This is a genomic window from Candidatus Binataceae bacterium (genome assembly GCA_035294265.1).
Lineage (GTDB): Bacteria > Desulfobacterota > Binatia > Binatales > Binataceae > DATGLK01.
On record DATGLK010000042.1, the window covers coordinates 1 to 18835 of the forward strand.

At 59.5% G+C, this 18835-nt stretch carries 16 protein-coding genes and 1 tRNA gene; 6 read left to right on the forward strand and 11 right to left on the reverse strand.

The genetic code is table 11. The features are described from left to right. Positions 1–31: 31 nt before the first annotated feature. Entirely contained in the window at positions 32–1015 is a 984-nt protein-coding gene (locus tag VKV28_07500; GenBank protein HLH76634.1) for a methyltransferase, read from the reverse strand. A 396-nt stretch (positions 1016–1411) separates the two neighbouring features. Between VKV28_07500 and VKV28_07505 the strand changes: the two genes are divergently transcribed. Continuing rightward, a tRNA-Cys gene (locus tag VKV28_07505) sits at positions 1412–1486 on the forward strand. A 276-nt stretch (positions 1487–1762) separates the two neighbouring features. On the opposite strand, the gene VKV28_07510 is transcribed toward VKV28_07505, so the two are convergent. Together VKV28_07510 and VKV28_07515 are read right to left on the reverse strand one after the other, a co-directional pair. Then, entirely contained in the window at positions 1763–2893 is a 1131-nt protein-coding gene (locus VKV28_07510) for a fatty acid desaturase (protein ID HLH76635.1), read from the reverse strand. Between the two features lie 226 nt (positions 2894–3119). Beyond that, entirely contained in the window at positions 3120–4694 is a 1575-nt protein-coding gene (locus VKV28_07515; GenBank protein HLH76636.1) for an asparaginase domain-containing protein, read from the reverse strand. A gap of 182 nt (positions 4695–4876) precedes the next feature. Between VKV28_07515 and VKV28_07520 the strand changes: the two genes are divergently transcribed. Together VKV28_07520 and VKV28_07525 are read left to right on the forward strand one after the other, a co-directional pair. Further along, positions 4877–5998 carry an alpha/beta fold hydrolase gene (locus VKV28_07520; GenBank protein HLH76637.1) on the forward strand — a complete coding sequence of 374 codons (1122 nt, stop codon included), beginning with the start codon at positions 4877–4879 and terminating at the stop codon, positions 5996–5998. Positions 5999–6100: 102 nt separating this feature from the next. Then, on the forward strand, positions 6101–6583 hold the full coding sequence (locus VKV28_07525) for a hypothetical protein (GenBank protein ID HLH76638.1): 483 nt from the start codon (positions 6101–6103) through the stop codon (positions 6581–6583). 120 nt (positions 6584–6703) lie between these two features. Here VKV28_07525 and VKV28_07530 read toward each other — a convergent pair whose 3' ends face one another. Continuing rightward, on the reverse strand, positions 6704–7141 hold the full coding sequence (locus VKV28_07530; protein HLH76639.1) for a hypothetical protein: 438 nt from the start codon (positions 7139–7141) through the stop codon (positions 6704–6706). A 113-nt stretch (positions 7142–7254) separates the two neighbouring features. Between VKV28_07530 and VKV28_07535 the strand changes: the two genes are divergently transcribed. Further along, positions 7255–7440 (forward strand): hypothetical protein, encoded by a 186-nt coding sequence (locus tag VKV28_07535; GenBank protein HLH76640.1) that lies wholly within the window; start codon positions 7255–7257, stop codon positions 7438–7440. A 188-nt stretch (positions 7441–7628) separates the two neighbouring features. On the opposite strand, the gene VKV28_07540 is transcribed toward VKV28_07535, so the two are convergent. Continuing rightward, a complete protein-coding gene (locus VKV28_07540; GenBank protein HLH76641.1) occupies positions 7629–8090 on the reverse strand; it encodes a hypothetical protein in 462 nt (153 codons plus the stop codon). 578 nt (positions 8091–8668) lie between these two features. On the opposite strand from VKV28_07540, the gene VKV28_07545 reads away from it, so the two are divergent. Next, positions 8669–8830, forward strand: coding sequence for a hypothetical protein (locus tag VKV28_07545; protein ID HLH76642.1), 162 nt, complete (start codon positions 8669–8671; stop codon positions 8828–8830). 206 nt (positions 8831–9036) lie between these two features. Here VKV28_07545 and VKV28_07550 read toward each other — a convergent pair whose 3' ends face one another. The 6 genes from VKV28_07550 to VKV28_07575 all read right to left on the reverse strand — a co-directional run bounded on the left by VKV28_07550 (position 9037) and on the right by VKV28_07575 (position 17634). Then, positions 9037–10905 carry a radical SAM protein gene (locus VKV28_07550; GenBank protein HLH76643.1) on the reverse strand — a complete coding sequence of 623 codons (1869 nt, stop codon included), beginning with the start codon at positions 10903–10905 and terminating at the stop codon, positions 9037–9039. A gap of 192 nt (positions 10906–11097) precedes the next feature. Next, complete coding sequence (gene ptsP / locus VKV28_07555; GenBank protein HLH76644.1) at positions 11098–13470, reverse strand: phosphoenolpyruvate--protein phosphotransferase; 2373 nt, start codon at positions 13468–13470, stop codon at positions 11098–11100. A 145-nt stretch (positions 13471–13615) separates the two neighbouring features. After that, positions 13616–14182: a peptidylprolyl isomerase gene (locus tag VKV28_07560; GenBank protein ID HLH76645.1), complete on the reverse strand. Its 567-nt coding sequence runs from the start codon at positions 14180–14182 to the stop codon at positions 13616–13618. Between the two features lie 110 nt (positions 14183–14292). Further along, positions 14293–14847, reverse strand: coding sequence for a DUF488 domain-containing protein (locus VKV28_07565; GenBank protein HLH76646.1), 555 nt, complete (start codon positions 14845–14847; stop codon positions 14293–14295). Further along, positions 14834–16207, reverse strand: a complete 1374-nt coding sequence (locus tag VKV28_07570; protein HLH76647.1) for a pitrilysin family protein — start codon at positions 16205–16207, stop codon at positions 14834–14836. The genes VKV28_07565 and VKV28_07570 overlap by 14 nt, the downstream gene beginning before the upstream one ends. Further along, positions 16204–17634 carry a pitrilysin family protein gene (locus VKV28_07575; protein ID HLH76648.1) on the reverse strand — a complete coding sequence of 477 codons (1431 nt, stop codon included), beginning with the start codon at positions 17632–17634 and terminating at the stop codon, positions 16204–16206. Before VKV28_07575 ends, VKV28_07570 begins: the two co-directional genes overlap by 4 nt. Positions 17635–17736: 102 nt before the next feature. Here VKV28_07575 and VKV28_07580 point away from each other — a divergent pair. Then, positions 17737–18835, forward strand: a 1099-nt coding sequence (locus tag VKV28_07580) for a hypothetical protein (protein ID HLH76649.1), incomplete at its 3' end; no start/stop codon positions are given.

Consider the following 18835-nt stretch of genomic DNA (forward strand, 5'->3'; position numbering starts at 1 on the left):
CCATGAGTTTACGCAAGCCGGTGATCCGATACTACTTGCGCGCGAGGACCGCCTGAACCGGCCGCGAGCCCGCCGCTTCACGCAATTCGACATTGCCAAAGCCCGCCTCTTCCAGCATCCGGCGATAATCGGCAAGGGTATAGACGTCGCCCTGCTGCGTGAAGATCAGCATGTTCATGCCGAACAGCAGGGCGGGGCGGTTTTGCTTGCGCTCGTCGTCGGGGATTGGCCCATGCACGAGCAGCCGTCCTCCGGGTTCCAGCGCCTGATATAGCCGGCGGCTCAACTCAACGACCTTTTGCGGGCCGTAAATCTGAAAGATGTTGCAGGCCAGGATCAGGTCGTAGCCCGCTCCAAGGTCGTCGTGGAACAGGTCGCCGGGACGAAATTCAACCCGCTCGCGCAGCCCCTCGCGCTCGGCGTCCTTTTCAGTCAGCCGCAGCACGTTGGCATAGTCGAAGCTGACCAGGCGTGCCTGGGGAAAGCGCTTCAAGAGCGAAAAACCGTAAAATCCGCTGCCGCAGGCGATATCCAGAATCAAGCGCGGGCCTGCCTCATTCATAACCTCGGCCAGTAGTTCCGCCAGCGCCTTGCCGTTGGCCGCCGCCATCTGGCGCGAGTTGCGCTCGAATTCTTCCCAAAAAGGATGTTCCACTGCTTCCGCGCTTTGCGCGGTCAGTGGATGGCCGCCACGAACGATATCTGCCAGATGGTGCGCACCTTCCCAAAACCACGGCGCGTTGTTGATCCCAATCTGGCCACCCATATAGGTGGGCGCGCCCTTGACCAGTAGCCGGCCCATCTCCTCGGAAAGGCTCAGCCGTTCGCCCTGGCGTTGGAGTAGGCCCAGGCCGACCAGCGCGTCGCACAGCAGACGCATTGCGCGCGGCGCCGCCTTCTTGGCCTCGGCCAACCCCGCGGGAGTGTCGATGCCATGGGCGATCAAGGTGAAAATTTCCAATTCCAATGCCGCCTTAAGGGCGCCGGCCGCCAGATGGCCTTGGGCGATTGACATTAGCTGCTGCATTGGGGAGGGGGTTGGATGGTCGGCCACGTCATTTTCTCCATTCACGAGGATGGGCGGGCAGCGCCGTCAAGCGGATGAAGGATGTTCCGGCAGCCAGTCCCGTACCGCGACATAAGCTGCTTTAACCTGACCTAGCACATGGTCGGCATCCGTGAACAGTCTCAAATTTTTGAGTACGCCGGTTGGCGCCCGGTTCCACTCTTGCTGGTCAAATGGGAGCTATCCAACGGCGGCGGGCGGATTAGGTCAGCCTTTGACGGCCAGAACCGCTCGGATGGCTTAGGTCAGGACCTCAAACGATGCCGATTTATCAGGCCCCAATTGCGAGCTTTGAACGCGCATGCTACCCAGTTAAGGTCAAACTGCATGCGTTGAAGATCACGAGGCGGCGTACCCAAGTGGCAAGGGAGAGGTCTGCAAAACCTCGATGCAGCGGTTCGAATCCGCTCGCCGCCTCCAAAAGCCCGCAAAAAACTTAACCGCCGTATTGTAGTCATCAACCATTAGGGGGCGCGGCCATCTGCGCCTGGATCCTCGTTGGAACCGGTACGCCGGAATCGGGCAATCTCCTCCCATGTGGATGGCTCTGCGACGCCCCGCATTGGAAAGAAAATGGAAAGAGCTCAGGCTGCCCCGCCTTTATCGAACAAGATAAGAGAAGGGACAGCATCGGGATTCCGCACGGCGCGATGGGTCGTTCGACCCGGTGCCGCGCTAACTCGAACTCGGAGCAATTTAAACAGTTGCCGCAATATCCTCCGGCCATACCCGGTTGCCGGTCAGCCGGCGATATTCCGCGATCGAAATGATTCGCTGCGCACGCTCATCCCACAATATGTATTTCAACGCCTTAGGTACTCCGGACAACGTGATACGGGTTACATCCGAGAACATATCCCGATGTTCGTTGTGGCATGCGATCAACCGATAGTTGGGAATCCTGGCAGATAGATGGTGAATGTGATGATACCCGATGTTGGCGGTGAACCAGTTCAACCAGCGCGGCAAAAGCAAAAAGCTGGTTCCTTCTATGACAGCGGTTTCGTAGTCCCAACCTCGAGTGTGGCTGGCGTAGGAATGCTCGAAATTGTGCTGCACGGTAAACAGCATGATTCCCACGCCACCGGCGATCGACAGGCTGATTAAATAGATCGCGAAAAACCGCGCTGTGCCCATCGTCCAGCTCATTAGTATCCATCCAGTCAGCAATACGAGATTGTTGCTGAACATGTGCCAGTATTGCTTGCGCGACTTCCAATAGGGCGATTTGAAACCGGCTAAGTGCGCTATCATCGTCAGGTGAGGCTGCGCGAGCTTATTTCGGCAGATGTGGAACAACAGGCTGAGACTGCCTTTGAGCCAGGTAAAGCGTGGGTTGAAAATCAAATAGATGAAGCCCACGAAGGGTGTAAAAACGATGCTGCATTTACCGCGATATATTATCCGCCGTGTGCTTGTCAGGGCTTCATATTCCGTGACGGATAGCGTCGTGTAGGGCCCGCGGTATTTCTCCCAGTTGCCATTGTTAGCATGGTGATAGCTATGGTGCTGTGACCAAACATACTGCGGCATGCCGGCAATCACCCCCAGCACGAAACCGAATGCGCGATTAAGCCGCTGGTTGCGAAACAAGCTGGCGTGGCCGCATTCATGCATTAAAGCAAAGACCCGCAGCGTGAATAGACTGATCAAAATTATGGAAGGAACGGTAAGCCACAGGGAAATTTTGGCGCTCAAGACCGTGGCCCACCAAACCAGCGCAAGGCAGCCCAAGGTGATCACCACCTGAGTCAGGCCGCTGACATCATCGGAGCGGGCATGCCGAAGAATGATGTCGCGTCGGTTTTCCTTAAGGATTGACGACATAAAGCACTGAACCCGGTAGAATGAAAAAACCTATCACAATCCCATTTAAGCATACCATGACGCTTTGTCCCCAGGAGAGGCATCCTAACTAGCCGTAGCGCGGGTGGCGCAAGGCTGCATCATTGCACGATATGCCTTTGCCGCGAATATGAGCTTCAGCCCCAACAGTGAAGCGGCGGGCGGCAGGGTGCCAACCAGCGTCTCAAGGAAATATCTGCTAGCCGGCCTAATGGCTTTCGAACAGCTCCTGGAACTGAGCTATCTTGGCCAGTGTCGCACTCGACTCAGCGGCAGTTGGATGGCGCGGGTCACGCGCGCGGGGCAACCGCCCCAGCCGCAGCATCGCGGCTATCAACAAAAGCCGTGCCTTATTGGCATCCAGGTTACTGCCTCGAATAAATAGGTCGTGCCTATCGGCGCTGACTCGGCCGCCGGGGTCAGCGCGGCCTACCCGCACCACGGGTAATCCGCTGAAGCTCGCGATCGTGAGTGCGGCCGTCTGAGAATTAGAGCCCTGCCCATATGCTGCCGAACCCTCCAGCACCATCCCATGCAGCTTGGGCGTTCCCGGATCGAGATTATCCTGCTCGGCCAGCGCCTTGTTAAGACGTGCCATGATATCGACTTCCTGCTCAGGATCGTCGCCGTCGGCGCTGTAATGGGCATACTTGACGATATGAACTCTCGCCATTGCCTCGCCACGCAAGCTGCCGTCAGCGTTCTTGATCGCCAGCCGAGCCGGCTCGCGTTGGCCGTCAACCATGGGCAGGGCCAGTTCCGATGGCAGCCGGCTGACGTTTACCAATGAATTTGCGGTATGGCGGTAACGCGGGGAGTACCAGATGGTGACTGGTGGTCCCATCGTCCCGAGGATTCCTCCATGCCCCCCGGTGGCCTTGAAGCCGCCCGGGCGATCGTCATTTTTTTTGAAATCGCGCGCGGCGAAAATCTGTTCGTCGATGGCGGCGACCGCTCCGAGACCGTTCCCCTGCCCACTTACGATATAGCTGGCGGCATCGACGATATTGCGGTCGCCGTCGGCTGAGAGCGCGCCGTGGGGCCGCTGAGCGGCAACCCCCACGATAGGCAGCTCCGTATCGACCAGCAGGCTTAGCCAGTAGAGGGTCTCTTCCAGATGCGAACTGCCTTCCAGCCAGATCGCGCCTGCATATCGCCCGCTTGCGAGGGCGCCTTGGACTACGTTGACAACCCGGGCCATCGCGCCCGGCGGTGGAAAAGTGCCGTTGGGAAAGTAAGGGAAATAATCGCGTCCCGAGCGCTCGCCGCGCAGGGTGTATCCCGCCGGCGGAAGCGCCCGTACGAAGTCGAAGTCCGCGATCCGCGCCAGGGTATTTCCCTCACCCTGCGAATTGCGGCCGCTGATGGAGCGGTCGATCTCCTCGAACAGGCGCGAGGCATCCGGGTAAAAGCTCTGCCGGCCGCCACCCTGGGGGTCGTGCAAATCGCTTTGCTCGAAGGGCGTGCCTTGGGGTGTACCGTTGGCGCGCCGAGCCACATAGGGCAGCAGGAGTGGCCCATCCTCGGGCCGCAATTCGGCCTCCCAGTAATCCAAGCCGTTATCGTGATAAACCTCGCGTGCGTCCTGTTCGAGGGGATGAGCCGAGAACTTTTCAATCTTGATTTTGACCGGCTCGTACAGCCGTTGTGGTACCAGGTGATCGAAGCGGCCCTCCAATTGGCGCTCGTGCGCCAAGCGGCCCTGATTACTGGTTACCAGCAGCGGCGAATTGGCCACCGTGGAACGAGGCCCCGAGAAGACCGCGATGCGTGGTTTGCTCATAGCCGATGTGGGAGGCTATACCACGATCGTCCTGAGTCCCTCAAATCGCGAACCAGGTCCGAACGTGCGATGGTGGCAAATATGCTTCAATTTGCCGCTGACCATCTACGGGCGGTTTGTGGTAAAAGATAATTTCTACCAAGTTGCCACCCGCACTAATCCTGGCAACACGGGGCAAGGGCATGAGCGACCAGGCGCGCGAAAAGAACATCGCCGAAATCAAGCAATCGCTGCGCGAGCGGCTCAAGGGTGCCAAGGCCCCCTTCGCGGTGACCGACGAGGTGGTGGCCAGCGCGGCAATCGAGCGACTAACCAGCCGCGACGGAGAGCATTGGGGCAGCGTGTGGGAAGCAGCGGGCGATGGTCTGTATGAGGCCGCCTGTGCGCATGAGGCCGCCGGTCGTCGCGAGCAGGCGCGCGAAGCATTCCTCAAGGCCTACGGGCTCTACCAGACTGGCCGCTACCCGGTGCCCAACCATCCCAAAAAGCTGGCTTGCTACGAAAAATCCTTGCGCAGCTTTATCAGGGCCGGGATTTACTTCGATCCGCCGTTGGAAGCGATCGAACTACCTTTCCCGGGTCGTGCCGGAGAAGGCAGCCGGCTACCCGTTCATGTCCGCCGCCGGCGTGGCGCGAAGCAGCCGGTCTTGCTGCATTGGGGCGGGATCGATGGCTGGAAGGAGGAGGGCCATCCCATCAGCGAGTTGTTCCTGGCGCAGGGCTTCGCCACGGTTGCGCTGGACATGCCCGGCACTGGCCAAGCTCCGTTGCCCGGTTCGCTTGACGCGCAACGGCAGTTTGTCACGGTGCTGGATTGGATCGCCACTCAAGCCGAGTTTGATCCCAGTCGCGTCGCGATTTTGGGCCGCTCCTACGGCGGCTACTGGGCAACCAAGGTTGCTCACTGCTATCCGGAACGGGTCGCGGCCGCGGTCAATTGGGGCGGCGGTGTCCACCACTTTTTCCAGCCGCAATGGGTGATGAAATCGCAATTCGCCGACAGTTACCTGATGGATCTGGCGGCCGCCCGCGCGCGCAGCGTGGGCGCGTCGAGCTCCGCCGAATACGCCGAGCGGGTTAAGGCCTTTTCCCTGCTGGAGCAGGGTGTCTTGGACCGCAACCATGCTCCGATCTTGGTGGTCAACGGGCGCGATGATCGCCAAGTCCCGGTGGAAGACGTCTATTTGCTGCTTGAACATGGCGAGCCCAAGGCCGTGCGCTTATTTCCCGGCGGCCACATGGGACATACCCCGCAGACCTTGCCCACGATCGTCAACTGGATCCGCCATACTGCCGGCGCCTGATCGGGCGTAATAAGTGCTCTGCGTGAGGTTCGGGGGCTTCGCGCAGGGAATTTCGACTAGCGACTTCAGTCACGCGCTCCCAATACCTGCACGGAGGCAGCGATGGCTACTGTTGAGTGTTGCGGCCCGCTCGCTTTGTTTGCGCTTGTTGCTGGCCTCTATTGCTGTACCAGCCAACCTCCGCTCGGCAAGTTGCCTCCCGCCGACGTAAACGGTATCTGGGAAGGACAGAGCCGGGTGACCAATTGCGGCATCACCTTAGGCGGAATTGCCGAGCGCTGCAACGCGGTCAACTCGATAAGCTTGACCTTGAGCCAAAACGGCAGCCAGCTCATCGGCGCCTACCATTGCTCCTTCGGTAACATTATATGCCGCAACGGCGGTGCCGATGACGTCGGTCGTATTTATTCGGGCTGGATTGTCGGCGACGCGGTCTTCGTCACTATCGACATCCTTGCCGATGGTTCGGACTGCCGCTTCAGCGGCCACGCTGCCGGTGCGCGGCTATCAGGAGGATATCGCTGCTATCAAAGCGGCGGCTTGGTCGAAGAAGGAATTTTCGAGACTAATCGGCTCGGTGGCTGAGGACAAAAGCCAAGGCGGACTCCACTGGGAGCCATGCGTTGCTCGGCTCCAGCGGGCCAAACCCGCGAATGACCGCGGGCGCGCGCGAAAAGTCGTGCGCGCCCAGCGAGATGATGAGACTTATTGCAGCCTGCAGACCACGGTCTGCGAGCGTCCCTCTGCCGTTCCCAGCAAGCGAATCTGAGTGGCCGTGTTACTGACGATACCGCCCAGGGTCATGGCGAGAGGACAGCTCTTGGATGAGGCGGAGGGTGTCAGATAGCCTGTAGTATTATCCGCGTTGACACAGATTGTGCCGCTGATGCTCTGCTGGGAAAAGTCGTTGTAGGTCGTGCCCGAGCTCTGATTACTGTTGCTGGCAGAGGAGCCGTTAAGCGTGCCCCCTCCTGCGGTCAAAACGATAACACCAACTTCTACCGTATTGTCGCTGTGTGCAGTTACTTCCGTACATCCGTAGGTGCCATTAACTAGCTCGAAGTTACCCTGCGAGGCGCAGGTAGGAAGGGGGCTGGGGCATGTTTGCTGGGCCTGCGCCATGCCCAGGCCAAGCATAAACATCACGACCACGAGAATTGGAATTAGCTTTGCCATATCGCGACTCCGAATTGGGGTCCTTTTTCCTGTTTGTTGATTCAGATGACTGGCCATCGGACCGTCAGTTGAGCAACGGCATGAAAGCGCCGGCCCCCGAGGTTGCCGGAGTCGGGCCTGGGGTCGGCCCTCCGCTGGCGGTGGCGGTTGGGGTCGCCGTGCTAGTGCTGGTCGAAGTACTGGTGCCGCTTGAGGTGGGCGCCTGGGTTGGCCCTTGCGTGGGCGCTTGGGTTGGTCCCTGTGTTGGTGCTTGCGTGGGCGCTTGAGTTGGCCCCTGCGTAGGTTTTTGAGTAGGCGCCTGGGTCGGGACTGCGGTCGGCGTGGCAATTGGGGTCGGGATCGCGGAGGATTTGCTCGAACCGTTGCTGCAACCCGCGAGCAACCCGACGAATGCGGCGGCGCAAGCCGCCGTTGATATCGTGATTAGTCGTGACAAGGGCTGAACCTCGCTAGGTTACTGTTTGTTACAGACAAGCGCCGAGGCGTTGTTCTCGGTCGTGTCGATCAAGCGTACTTCGGTCTTGCCGTTGTCGATCACCAGCGCCATTGCACAGCCGCCGCCGCTGGGGAAGACGTAGCCGGTGTCGTTGGTATTCAGACAGTAAGTGCTGCCCGGTAGCGCGGCGAAGTCCGAATAAGTAGTCGAACTCGAGCCGTTGTTGTTGTTCGCTTGGGAGCCCGTGATGCTCCCTGCGCCGTTGCTGGTCACGGTGACCACCCCACTGCTGACCCGCCCCGTGGGGTTCACACTAACGACTGTACAGATGAATGTTCCGCTCAGATCGGCTGGGTTTCCGTTGGTGTCGCAGGTGGGCACAGAGCTGGGGCAAGTCGACTGAGCCCAGACCGGGCCGGTGCTCCACGGCAAGGCGAGGGCGGCGACCAAACCTAAAACAAAAACGTTCGCTTTTATCATGCGCTTTCCTCTGCGAGGCCGCCTCTTTCTGGCCTCCGCATTGTTTAGATTAAGATAAGTGCCAGATTCAAAATATAACTGTCAAGAGATTAACTAAAATTCAGTTAATATTGAATTTTGGGTATTTAATTTGAATAATGTTAAATTATTTTAAATTTCCTTTTATCAGTGGATTCGAGATAACAGCTGATTATTTTTGCTCAAATTAGGGTCTGTGAGGCGTAACATGCTCTTGCTACATGACAAGTTTGCGGGCTTGGTGACCTAGGTTCGGCGCAAATGGCGAGTAAAAGCGAGCTAAAAAAGCTCAGTAAAGTTTCGACGCCAGTCCGTACCTTAGGGCAAGCTTCAATCCGAAACCGCAGCGACCCTTGCTGAAGTTGTAAGTACCCGACTTGAGGCAAAATGCTCAGTCTCCCGCCACTTTCGACGGAAAAAGGTTGGGATGGGCGTTGGTGGGATTGAGGCTGGTTAGCCCTTTGCGGCGGCTTCGTGCTCAGCCCGTGCTTGACACCGCAGCGGCTTGCTCAACGATTTCTTGGTTCGCGTCTCCTAAATAAGTGGAGCGCTTCGCGGTCATGGAAAGCTGTAGCGGCTTAGTGGGCGGTGCCGCCGCTCGTCGCGCGGCAGGATCCGGCTACGGTGGGGTCGAACTAGCCGTCACCGTCAGTTTGAATATCGCCCCAATGTTTGGAACCAACACCAGTGGCGGTTGCATGAACGTGGTGGTTCCCGATTAGGCTTCGACCTCACGGATGTAAACCGCGATGCCGGCGGTCGCCTCGATCTCGGCGACGGAGAAAAGATCCGGATTCGAAAAGGTTAGGGCCACCGAATTGATCGCCAGTGTCTGACCGGTATCGTTGCTTGTGGTGAATGGCCCGGCTGGAGGCCAGTGCCCCATTACGGGGCGCTGGCCTTGGGCGAAGCAATGGTGAGGCTTAGGCTACGCGGGCGCGCCCGCGAAACCTTCGGCGCTGCCGTGCAGGATCGCGTTAAAGCGGCGGTTGGCCAGATACAGGCGCTGTGCTTCGTCGTCGGTTACAGCGGCTCGGCGCAAATCGCGCCGGCGAATCTGCCATACCCCACCCACCATCGGATGGCGCCCCTGACGATAGCTGAAAAAGTAATACAGGAATTGGCGCAGCACCGAGCGCCGCGCTTCGGCTGACAAGCCCCGTCCACCGGCTACGGTGAAGATGGTGTGGAGCAAGCGGGCAGGGGAATAAAAGCGTTTGAAGGCCTCGGTATAGGCATTGAACCACAGATAGCGGTCCATTCGATCGTGCTTGAGGGTGACATGCTGAGAGTCGAGGTTGTTGAAGTCCCAGTCGATAATTTCGCCTTCGCGCGCATAGCGGATCTGATCTTCGGTGCCCGGCAGCGGCGTCATGATGAAGAAGGACACGATATCGAACCCGAGCTGCTTGAGCATCCGAGCCGCGATCTTGCCGCAGTCGGGGCCGTCGAAGGGGAAACCTAGCATGTAGCCGGCGTGCACCGAAATTCCTACCTTGTGCCAGTTATCGACCACCCGGCGATATTTGTTGAGCAGCCGGGCGCGCGACTCCTCGGCCGCCAAGCGGTGGTTGCGGTCCTCGGTGTTTTGGTACTTGGTAGCATGGTTGAGATTTTCGGGATTGAGCGACTCGATCCCGACGAAGGCCTGATAACAGCCCGCGCGCGCCGCCAGTTCGACGAAACGCTGGCTGCGGGCATGTTTGGCGCTGCTCTTCTCGTCTTCGGCGACGTTGGCAAAACACGATGCGTCGACGTCCACCTGCATCATGAAGGATAGGCGCGGAAATTCTTTCTTGACTTCCACCATCCCGGTTAGGATTTCGTCCCAGCGCGGGCTGCGAAAAAAATCGTCATCGACCAGGAACAACGAATCGATGCCATGGTTGAAGACCGCGTCGCGCACCCAGGCAACGACCGCTTTGGGGTCGCGCGAGCGCATCGTACGCCCCATCACGTTCTTCACCGAGCAGTAGGAGCAGGTAAAGGGACAGCCACGCGAGGTGTCCAAGGTGGTCTGGGTATCGTTGAAGAAGCGGGTCAGGTAGCGATCATTGACCATCGGCAACTGGGCATCCGTGATCACCGGCACTAGGATATCGCCAGTGCCGGTCTTGGCACGAATTCCCTCGCTCACCGAATAGTTGGGCTTGAGCTGGCCATCCAGAAAGTCCTCGATCAGGTCGCACCAGTAGTTCTCGGCTTCGCCCACCGCGGTGGAGACTCCGCAGCTATGCAAAAAGTCGCGCGACTGCGGATAACCACTGACGTGGAAGCCGCCCATCACGGTCGTGATGCCCTGGGCTACGAACTGCAGCGCCACGTCGCGCCCGCGCGGATACTGGTTGGATTGGACCCCCGAAATGCCGACCAGCAATTCGACCCCGTCTTCACGCGCTTTGTCCCGAATCGCGGCGATCGTTTCCGGCCCGATCGCGCCGTCGCAGATCTCATCCCAGATGACAGTTTCCAGATGAACATTGCGCTTGCTACCGAAGTTACGGTTGTAGGAGTCGTTAAGCGCAGCTAGCACCGTCAAGGTGTTATTGGGCTGCACTCCCCAGCGATAAAATTGAACGTAACCGTTATCGTCGTAGCGCGAGGGCTTGATGAAATAAACCCTCACGGTACGGCACGGTTCAGGAGTCAGACTGCCGGTGGCGGTCGAACCGGCTCTGGCGGTGAGTTGAGTGAAAGGCCGCGAATTGGCATTGCCGTAACGGTTACGGCCCAAGATTAGATAACCCAAGCCGATTGCAGCTGCGAGAAGAGAAACTGTAATCATTAAAACATGCATTGCTAACTTCCTTCGCCTGAAGCTCCGGCACGGTCGCGCGGTTGGTTCAAGCCCTCCGCCAAGCCTCCTAACCGACTGGTCAAGTCTGGTATTGTGGTTACCCTAACACGAGGCGGGGGTCAATCGCTTCATCATGGTGCTGCTGTCCAAGGTCTTTGGAGTCGCCCCGCGGGGGAAGACCACAAACGGCGACTAACGGTACATTTCCACCAGATTTATCAGATCCAGATCGCGGTAGCGTTCAATTAAGTAACCCTTGATTTTTTGCACAGTGGCCATTTCCAGCACGTCGTGAGCGATCAGTCGAGCGGTGGCGTAGTCTACCTTGCGCACAATTTCGCGAACCACCGGGATAAATAGCGGACTAAGGCTAAGCTCGGTCAACCCCATCCCGATCAGCACCAACGTGGCCATTGGGTCGCTAGCCATCTCGCCGCAGATGCAAACTTCCTTGGCGGCCTGAAGGCCTACGTTGTAGACGTGAGAAATGGCGGCCAGGACGGCGGGGTGCAGCGGTTCGTAGAGCTGAGCAACCTTGGGGTTGTTACGGTCGGCAGCCAGCAGGTACTGGATCAGATCATTGGTCCCGATCGAGAAGAAATCGACCTCGTGAATCATCCTGGGCGCCAGCCAGACCGCGGCCGGAACCTCGATCATGGCTCCCACTGGCAGGCTGGGGTTATGCTCGATCCCCTCGCGATAGAGCTCGGACTGGGCCTCGGTCAGCAGCTCGCGCGCTTGGCGCAATTCCTCCAAGCTGGAAATCATGGGAAACAGCAGGCGGACGTTGTGACGCGCGGCGGCGCGCAGAATGGCGCGCAGTTGCGCCTTGAAGATGGCTGGCATCTCCAAGGAAACCCGAATCGAGCGCCATCCTAAAAACGGATTGTCCTCGCGCGGTACGCGCATATACGAGGGATATTTATCTGCCCCCAGGTCCAGTGTGCGGATAGTCACCGGGCGGCCTCCCACCGGCCGCAGCAGCCGGCTATAGAGCGCCACTTGCTCGTTTTCGTCAGGGAAATCTTCGTAGGTCAGGAAAGAAAACTCCGAGCGAAACAGGCCGATGCCTTCAGCGCCATAGCGCAAGGCCATTTGCACGTCGTTTTGGAGCGCGATATTGGCTTGCAGATGGACCTGATGGCCGTCAGGGGTGACGGTCGGCTCGTTAGGCTTGGTATTGAGCGCTTGGCGGAAGTCGGCGTACTGGCGAGCGAGCCGATCGTACTCGCGCTGCACGTCGCCGGCGGGCTTAATGTAGAGTGCGCCGGTGTTGCCATCCAGTACCAGGTCGTCGCCTTCGCTGACGGCCTCCATCAAATGCTCGATTCCCACCACTGTGGGAATCTCGAAGGAGCGCGCCAGGATGGCGGCATGTGAGGTGGCGCCGCCCGATTGCAGTGCGATCCCCACCAGGTTTTGATGGGAGAGTAGAGTCAGATGGGAAAGGGTCAGCTCCTCGGCGACCAAGATCGTGGGCCGAGCGAAGGGGGTGCGGCTGTCCTCGCGCCGCAGATGGCGCAGCAAGCGATGGCCAACGTCGCGAAAGTCCGCCGCTCGTTCGCGAAGATAGCCGTCCGCCATCGCCAGCATCGAAGCGCTGATCTCGTCGATTACTCGAAACAGTGCGCTTTCGGCGGTATAGCCCGATTCGATTGCCTGGCGGATGCGGGTCACGAACTCCTCATCCTCCAAAATCAGGCGATGGGCATCGAAGATTTTGAGCTCCGATTCCGGCATCAGGGCCGCCATCCGCACCCGCAACGCGTCCAGCTCTCCTCGGGCGCGGCTGAGGCCGTCCTCCAGCCGGCGAATTTCTGCGGCGTGATTAGTGGAGCGTTGGTTTACATCGATGGTGTTTAGAAAGGTACCCACCTGGTGGGCGACACCGTGACCAAACCCGGGGGAAACGCCTAAGCCAACCAACCGCGGGCGGCGAATTTTGATGGGCGTGCTCAGGCGCGTCTGCCCGCCCACCTTCTCGTAGCCCTTGAGCTGGCGCGTGGCTTCGATCATGCGCCGGCGATATTCGTCGCGCTCCTTCTCCTTGGTGGCCAGGCTCTGGCGCAGGCGGAAATTGGTCATCATCTGCGCCAGTTGACTGCCGGCGGCCTTGAGCAGGCGCACATCGGTGGCGGAGAAGCGCCGTTTGCGCAAAGTTTGGACGACCAGCACTCCCAGCGGATCGCCACCTGGGCCGGGCACCGGAACGCCAAGAAAGGAATGATAGCGTTCCTCGCCGGTCTCGGGGAAATACTTGTAGCGGGGATGGCTTATCGCGTCGACCACGGTTACCGGAGCCATGGTCTCGATCGCCAACCCGACCAAGCCCTCGTCGATTTGCATTGACACCTTACCCACCGAGTCGCGATCCAGGCCGACCGTGGCCCGCAACACCAAGCGTTTCTGCGCCGGATCGAGCAGGTAAAGCGAGCAGACCTCGGTCTCCATCCCGGCCGCGATGGCCTCGACGGTGGCGTCCAAAGCCTCGCGCAAATCGGAGACTGAACCCGCCACCGAGGTGATGTTTTCAATTAACGAGAGCCGTTCGCCGGCGCCTGCCATGGATAAGGAAGCCTTAAGAAATGCTTAATTCTAACCTAGCACCCCCTTGTAGCCAACAGCGGGCAAGAGGCACCGTGCAGAAAGTAGCGCCAGCGCGGTCGCACCGGCGCTACTGGACATGGAACTGCAGCCGAATCACTCGGCGTCAGGCGGGTGGCGTGGTGGACAGCGTGATCTTGTTGATCTTGTCGCCGACCTGAATCTGGTCGACGACATTCATCCCCTCAACTACCCCGCCGAAGATGGTGTACTGGCCGTCAAGTCCCGGTTGAGGCTCCAGGCAAATATAGAACTGGCTGCCGCTGGAGCGGCGCTCGGGATTGACGTCGTCACCCAGCCGTGCCATTGCGACCGTGCCGCGCAGATGCTTTTCGCTGGAGCTGATTTCGGCCGGCAGATCGTATCCAGGTCCGCCCGAGCCGTTGCCCTTAGGGTCGCCGCCTTGGACCACGAAACCGGGCACGACCCGGTGAAAAGTCAGGCCGTTGTAAAAGCCGTCCTTGACTAGCTTTTCGAAGTTGGCCACGGTCTTGGGCGCAACTTTCGGATATAGCTCGATTACGAAACTGCCGCGCGCGGTCTGTACCGTGGCGTAGGAATTGGTATGGCGCATGGGTAAACCCTCCGTATCGCTGGATCGGGAGCATCCGGGGGTCATCCAGATGGCCAGCACAGTACCGACCACGATCGGCATCCAAAGATTTTTGAACATCAGATTCCTTTCCCGGCTCATGTTTTGCGAGCGGTGCTCGTACTAGACCGCCAATTGCACTTGATTCGGCTCAGAGTAGGGCAGGAGCGTTCCTAGCGCAACCGCGCCGTTCAGGTCGCTGTCTCACCCTCGCCGTCATAAATCAACCCGCCCGCGACCACCCGTGCGAAACTGGTCAATTGATGGGGGCTCAGCTTGCCGTCGGGAAGGATGTGCAGGACTCGCCAACCGACGATCAGCAGCCGATCGGCAATCAACCGCCGGTGGCATCGCCACCACAACCCTTCCGAGCACATGAACGCGACGCGCTGCGCGCGCGCCAGCACGATCAGCTCCTCTAGCCCGTGGGCGAACTCGGCTCCTTCGGCGTAATCCGCATAGGCGCGGAAAGCCGCCACTTGCCAGCCGCGATGGGGTGAATCCGGTCCCCGCCCCCGTCGTCTCCCTCCTAATTGCGCAAGCCATCGATATTCCACCCCGATGTTAGCGAGCGCTGCGCTCATCTCCGCTTGGTTGAACTGGGGCCAGCGGCGCGATCCAGGCAAGCTGCGCACATCGGCCAGCAGTTCTATCCCGTGCCGTTGGAGGAGCGCCTGGAACGCGGGCCAGGAGTGGGTGGAGTGGCCGATGCTGAAGATGGTCGCAGCAGACTCAGGAGCCGCCACCGGCGCCGCTTTGCGGGCTGCCGACATGAACTTGGGCCTGATGCTGGTTGGCGACCGCGACAATCAGCAGATGGTTGGGATGAAGATACCTGCGCGCGACCTTCAACACATCTTGGGTCGTCACAGCTCCAATCAGCTTAGGATAGCGGTCGGCGTAATCCAAGCCGAGGTGATAAACCTCGACTTGAATCAGAAAATTGGCAATCGCACTTTGAGTATCCAGCTTGAGCGGAAAACTGCCGATCAAATATTTTTTGGCCGAAGCCAGCTCATCGCTCGCAACCGGCGCTTCCTGCATCTGACGCATCTGGGCCAGCACCAGTTTAATCGCTTCGTTGGCGCTGGCGTTCTTGGTCTCCAGCACCACCTCGAAAGCGCCCGGATACAGCCCCGCCGCGTAATCGCTACCGATCGAATAGACCAATCCCGCCTTACTCCGTACCTGCTTGACCAGGTGTGACGCGAATCCGCCCCCACCATAAATGTAGTTCATCACCAGGATGCGGTAATAGTCGGGATCGGAACGGGCAATGCCGGGCGCGCCCAGAATAACGTTGGCTTGGCTCACATCACGATCGATTACCTTCAGGACCAGGCCTGCCGGCAGTGGCGGGGCGGGAAAGGGCGCCTGTGGCGGAGCGCTGCCCGCTAGCGCTCCCAGCTCACGGTTAAGATCGGCTGTCACGGCGGCGGGATCGACGTCGCCCACGACCGCGATGACCGCTCCCTTGGGGCGGTAATAGGTATGGTAGAAATTGCGCACTTCCTCGGCGGTTAGCTTTTGCACCGAAGCGGCCGTGCCCTCACTGAGATGGCCGTAAGGGGTGGGGCCGAACAGGGCGCTGACGAAGGCCGCCTGCGCGGTATAGCCGGGGTCTTCCTCGGCCGCCTTGAGCGCCGCCACGTCTTCGGCCCGCTTACGTTCGATGTCCCGGTCGGTGAGCGCTGGTTGGGTCAGCACTTGCGCCATCAGCTTGAGGGTGTCAGGCCAGTAGCGTTTCAACGAGGTGACGCTGGCGGTGGCGTAATCGCGGCTAGCGGAGACCGAGAGTGAGCTGCCCAGGAAATCGATTTGACGGTTGAGTTCGTCAGCCGAAAGCTGGCGCGTTCCTTCGGTCAGGCAGTCGGCGGCCAGATGGGCCAACCCTTCCTGCCCTTTGGGATCACGTCGCGAGCCGGCATCGAACGCGATAGCCATCGTGACCATCGGCAGGTTGTGCTGGGCGGAAACCAGCAGCACGGCGCCGTTGTTGAGGACCGAGCGCTTGATTTCCAGCGCGCTGGCGGGTCGTGAAAACAGCGGCAACAGGCTCAGCGCCAGCGTTGCTGCTACCACTTGGTTCAGCTTATGCCGGCTCACGAGGGGCTCCCCCAAGCGGCGGGAGCATGGCTGACGGGGCCGCCAGCGCCGCCGCCGGCGGGATGGGGCAGCAGGCCGGTGGGTTTGAGAATCCCCAGGGTCAGGTTGGACGGGACCAGGTATTTGCGCACCACCCGCTGAATGTCGGCGGCGGTGACCTTGTCGATGGAGGGAATATATAAATCAAGCTGTTTATAACCGCCGATCATCTCATACTGGCCCAACATCATAGCCTCCCGAAAAACCGAGTCCTGGCCATAGACAAAGCTGGCTTGCTCCTGGTTTTTAGCCTTTTGCAGCTCGCGCGCGCCCACCGGCGTGTTGGCCAGTTGCGCTACTTCCTGGTCTAAAGCCTGGATCACCGCTTGAGGCTGGACCCCGGGTCGCATCTGAGCCGTGAACCAGAACATGGTGGGGTCGAACGCGGTCATGTCGTAATCGGCGTCCACATCTACTACGAGGCGTTTTTGCTCGACCAGGTCGCGATAGAGTCGCGAACTCTTGCCGCCCGCCAGCACTTGCGAGGCCAATTCGAGGGCAAACGCGTCGCTGGCGTTGGCGTGGTTGGGAACGTGATACCCTTCGGCCACCACCGGCAGATCGGCGGCATGTTCCAGCGTCAGCCGTCGCTCGCCCTGTTGCGGTGGTTCAATTTCCGTCACCGGCGGGGGCGGCCCAGTTTGATTCTTGATTGGCGCGAAGCTCTGCCGAATCTGGCTCATCACGTGGTCCGCATTGAAGTCTCCCACCGCGACTACAATTGCGTTCTGGGGGGAGTAGTAAATCGCGTGATAGTCCAGGGCGTCTTTAAGCGTCAGGCCTTGGATATCGTGCATCCAACCGATGACTGGCCAATGGTAGGGATGCTCAACGTAGGCCTGAGCTTGGGTGGCTTCGTACAGCGCATCTTCGGGGTTGTCGTCGGTGCGCAGACGACGCTCCTCGATTACCACGTCCTTTTCCGAAGCGAAACCCTTGGGCGCAAAATTGGCCATCCGGTCGGCCTCCAGATAAATGGGAACGTCCAGATGCGCACGGTTGATGATTTCGAAGTAGTCGGTGAAGTCGGCGGTAGTGAAAGCGTTATCACGTCCGCCTGACTCCTGGATGATATTGGAAAACTCTTCGGGGGCCAGCTTCTTGGTTCCACGGAACATCAAATGCTCGAGCAAATGGGAGAGGCCGGTGTGGCCAAAGCGCTCGTTGCGCGAGCCAACCCGGTAAAACACGTTCAAAGTTGCTACCGGCGCTTTGTGGTTTTCCAAAACCAGGACGGTCAGCCCATTGGGTAAAACCGCCTTCTTAACTCCGTCCGTTAGGCCGCCCTGTGCCGCCGCGCTCAGCGCCAGCACGCCGAGCACGGGCATCACCAGGATCAGCCCGCGGCCATATCGCTTTGAATCGCTACTTACCATGATGGGCTTCATCTAAGTCACTCGTCTTGGCAACAGTCAACCGTCCAACGCACCGGGATTTCTCAATTGCCCGCTGGCTGGCAAGCTTGTTAAATTAATGAGGGGTAGACACGTATGCCATTGATGGGTGGTACCGACATTATCGAATTTCCGCGTTTGCCCGGTCCGGAGCCTCTAGGCCCAACTGCGCTAGGCTTGCACGAGATTCGCAGCGTACTGGCCAAATTCATGCGGATGATGTTTCCGATGGATTTTCGCCTCGACGCGTTGGAGGGGCGCGGCCCGGTGCCGGCCTTCCGTTACCCTTTGCTTGGGGGCGAGGTGCTTTACCTGCCCGAGCGGGTCGACGGCCTGGGTAGTCGTGGGCGGGCTTTCGTCTATTACAAGGTGATGGCCGCCCATCTGGCCGCTCGCCATGACTACGGCACTTTTGAGTTTGCCTTGGCTCAACTACCCCAGTTTCAGGGCCGTGGCGAGAGGGGGGTGGAAGCGCTCGATGCCTATATCGGTAGTTTTCCCGATCCTAAGTTGGCGGGCGCGATGCTACGTCTGTGCGAGGAAGTGCGCATCGACGCGGCGCTCAGCCGCGAATTTCGCGGTTTAGCGCCCGAAATTGCCGAGGTCAACCAATATTTGGCTGGCCAGATGGTCTCGGGGTCGGTCAGCACGATGTTGTTCAAAGCCGCGGCCGAACTGGCGCCGGAGAACAATGGTGTCGAAGAGCTGGTAGTTGGACAGGCCGCCGCGTTACTGGCCGAACTACGTCAACCGGGAGCCGATGTACTCGCAAGCGTGCGCCAATGCGGTGCGCTGTATCGTTGGTTCACCCAACTGATCGAACGGGCCCGGCGCGGACCACGCGAAGACTTCGACCAGCAGTTGGAACTCGATGAGCTCGGACGCAGCCTAGAGGGGCGCGTTGATGATGCGTTCGAGGAGTTCATGGGCGGCGAAGAAGGGCCCGATGACGGCCGCGCGGGCGAAGGGCAGCGCTTGCGGATGAAGGTGGGTGGGCGCAGGCCTCCGCGCGGCAACCGTACGCTGAGTGCCGAAGAAATTCGCAAACTACTCGAAGACGGCGCCGAGTTGACCCCCAGCGAGGATAGCGTGGGCAGCGGCGAGGCCAGCGCGCAGCCTTATCTGAGCGAGCTGCAGGATAAGGAATTGCTCCAACAGCTCAAGGACCAGCTGGCCGAAGCCGGCGCGCTGTCCA

What these genes read in the sequence shown, in the direction of transcription:
- VKV28_07500 (HLH76634.1), bottom strand. Translation starts at nt 1,015, where the DNA reads ATGTCAATCGCCCAAGGCCATCTGGCGGCCGGCGCCCTTAAGGCGGCA.
- VKV28_07510 (HLH76635.1), bottom strand. Translation starts at nt 2,893, where the DNA reads ATGTCGTCAATCCTTAAGGAAAACCGACGCGACATCATTCTTCGGCAT.
- VKV28_07515 (HLH76636.1), bottom strand. Translation starts at nt 4,694, where the DNA reads ATGAGCAAACCACGCATCGCGGTCTTCTCGGGGCCTCGTTCCACGGTG.
- VKV28_07520 (HLH76637.1), top strand. Translation starts at nt 4,877, where the DNA reads ATGAGCGACCAGGCGCGCGAAAAGAACATCGCCGAAATCAAGCAATCG.
- VKV28_07525 (HLH76638.1), top strand. Translation starts at nt 6,101, where the DNA reads ATGGCTACTGTTGAGTGTTGCGGCCCGCTCGCTTTGTTTGCGCTTGTT.
- VKV28_07530 (HLH76639.1), bottom strand. Translation starts at nt 7,141, where the DNA reads ATGTTTATGCTTGGCCTGGGCATGGCGCAGGCCCAGCAAACATGCCCC.
- VKV28_07535 (HLH76640.1), top strand. Translation starts at nt 7,255, where the DNA reads ATGAAAGCGCCGGCCCCCGAGGTTGCCGGAGTCGGGCCTGGGGTCGGC.
- VKV28_07540 (HLH76641.1), bottom strand. Translation starts at nt 8,090, where the DNA reads ATGATAAAAGCGAACGTTTTTGTTTTAGGTTTGGTCGCCGCCCTCGCC.
- VKV28_07545 (HLH76642.1), top strand. Translation starts at nt 8,669, where the DNA reads ATGGAAAGCTGTAGCGGCTTAGTGGGCGGTGCCGCCGCTCGTCGCGCG.
- VKV28_07550 (HLH76643.1), bottom strand. Translation starts at nt 10,905, where the DNA reads ATGCATGTTTTAATGATTACAGTTTCTCTTCTCGCAGCTGCAATCGGC.
- ptsP (HLH76644.1), bottom strand. Translation starts at nt 13,470, where the DNA reads ATGGCAGGCGCCGGCGAACGGCTCTCGTTAATTGAAAACATCACCTCG.
- VKV28_07560 (HLH76645.1), bottom strand. Translation starts at nt 14,182, where the DNA reads ATGTTCAAAAATCTTTGGATGCCGATCGTGGTCGGTACTGTGCTGGCC.
- VKV28_07575 (HLH76648.1), bottom strand. Translation starts at nt 17,634, where the DNA reads ATGAAGCCCATCATGGTAAGTAGCGATTCAAAGCGATATGGCCGCGGG.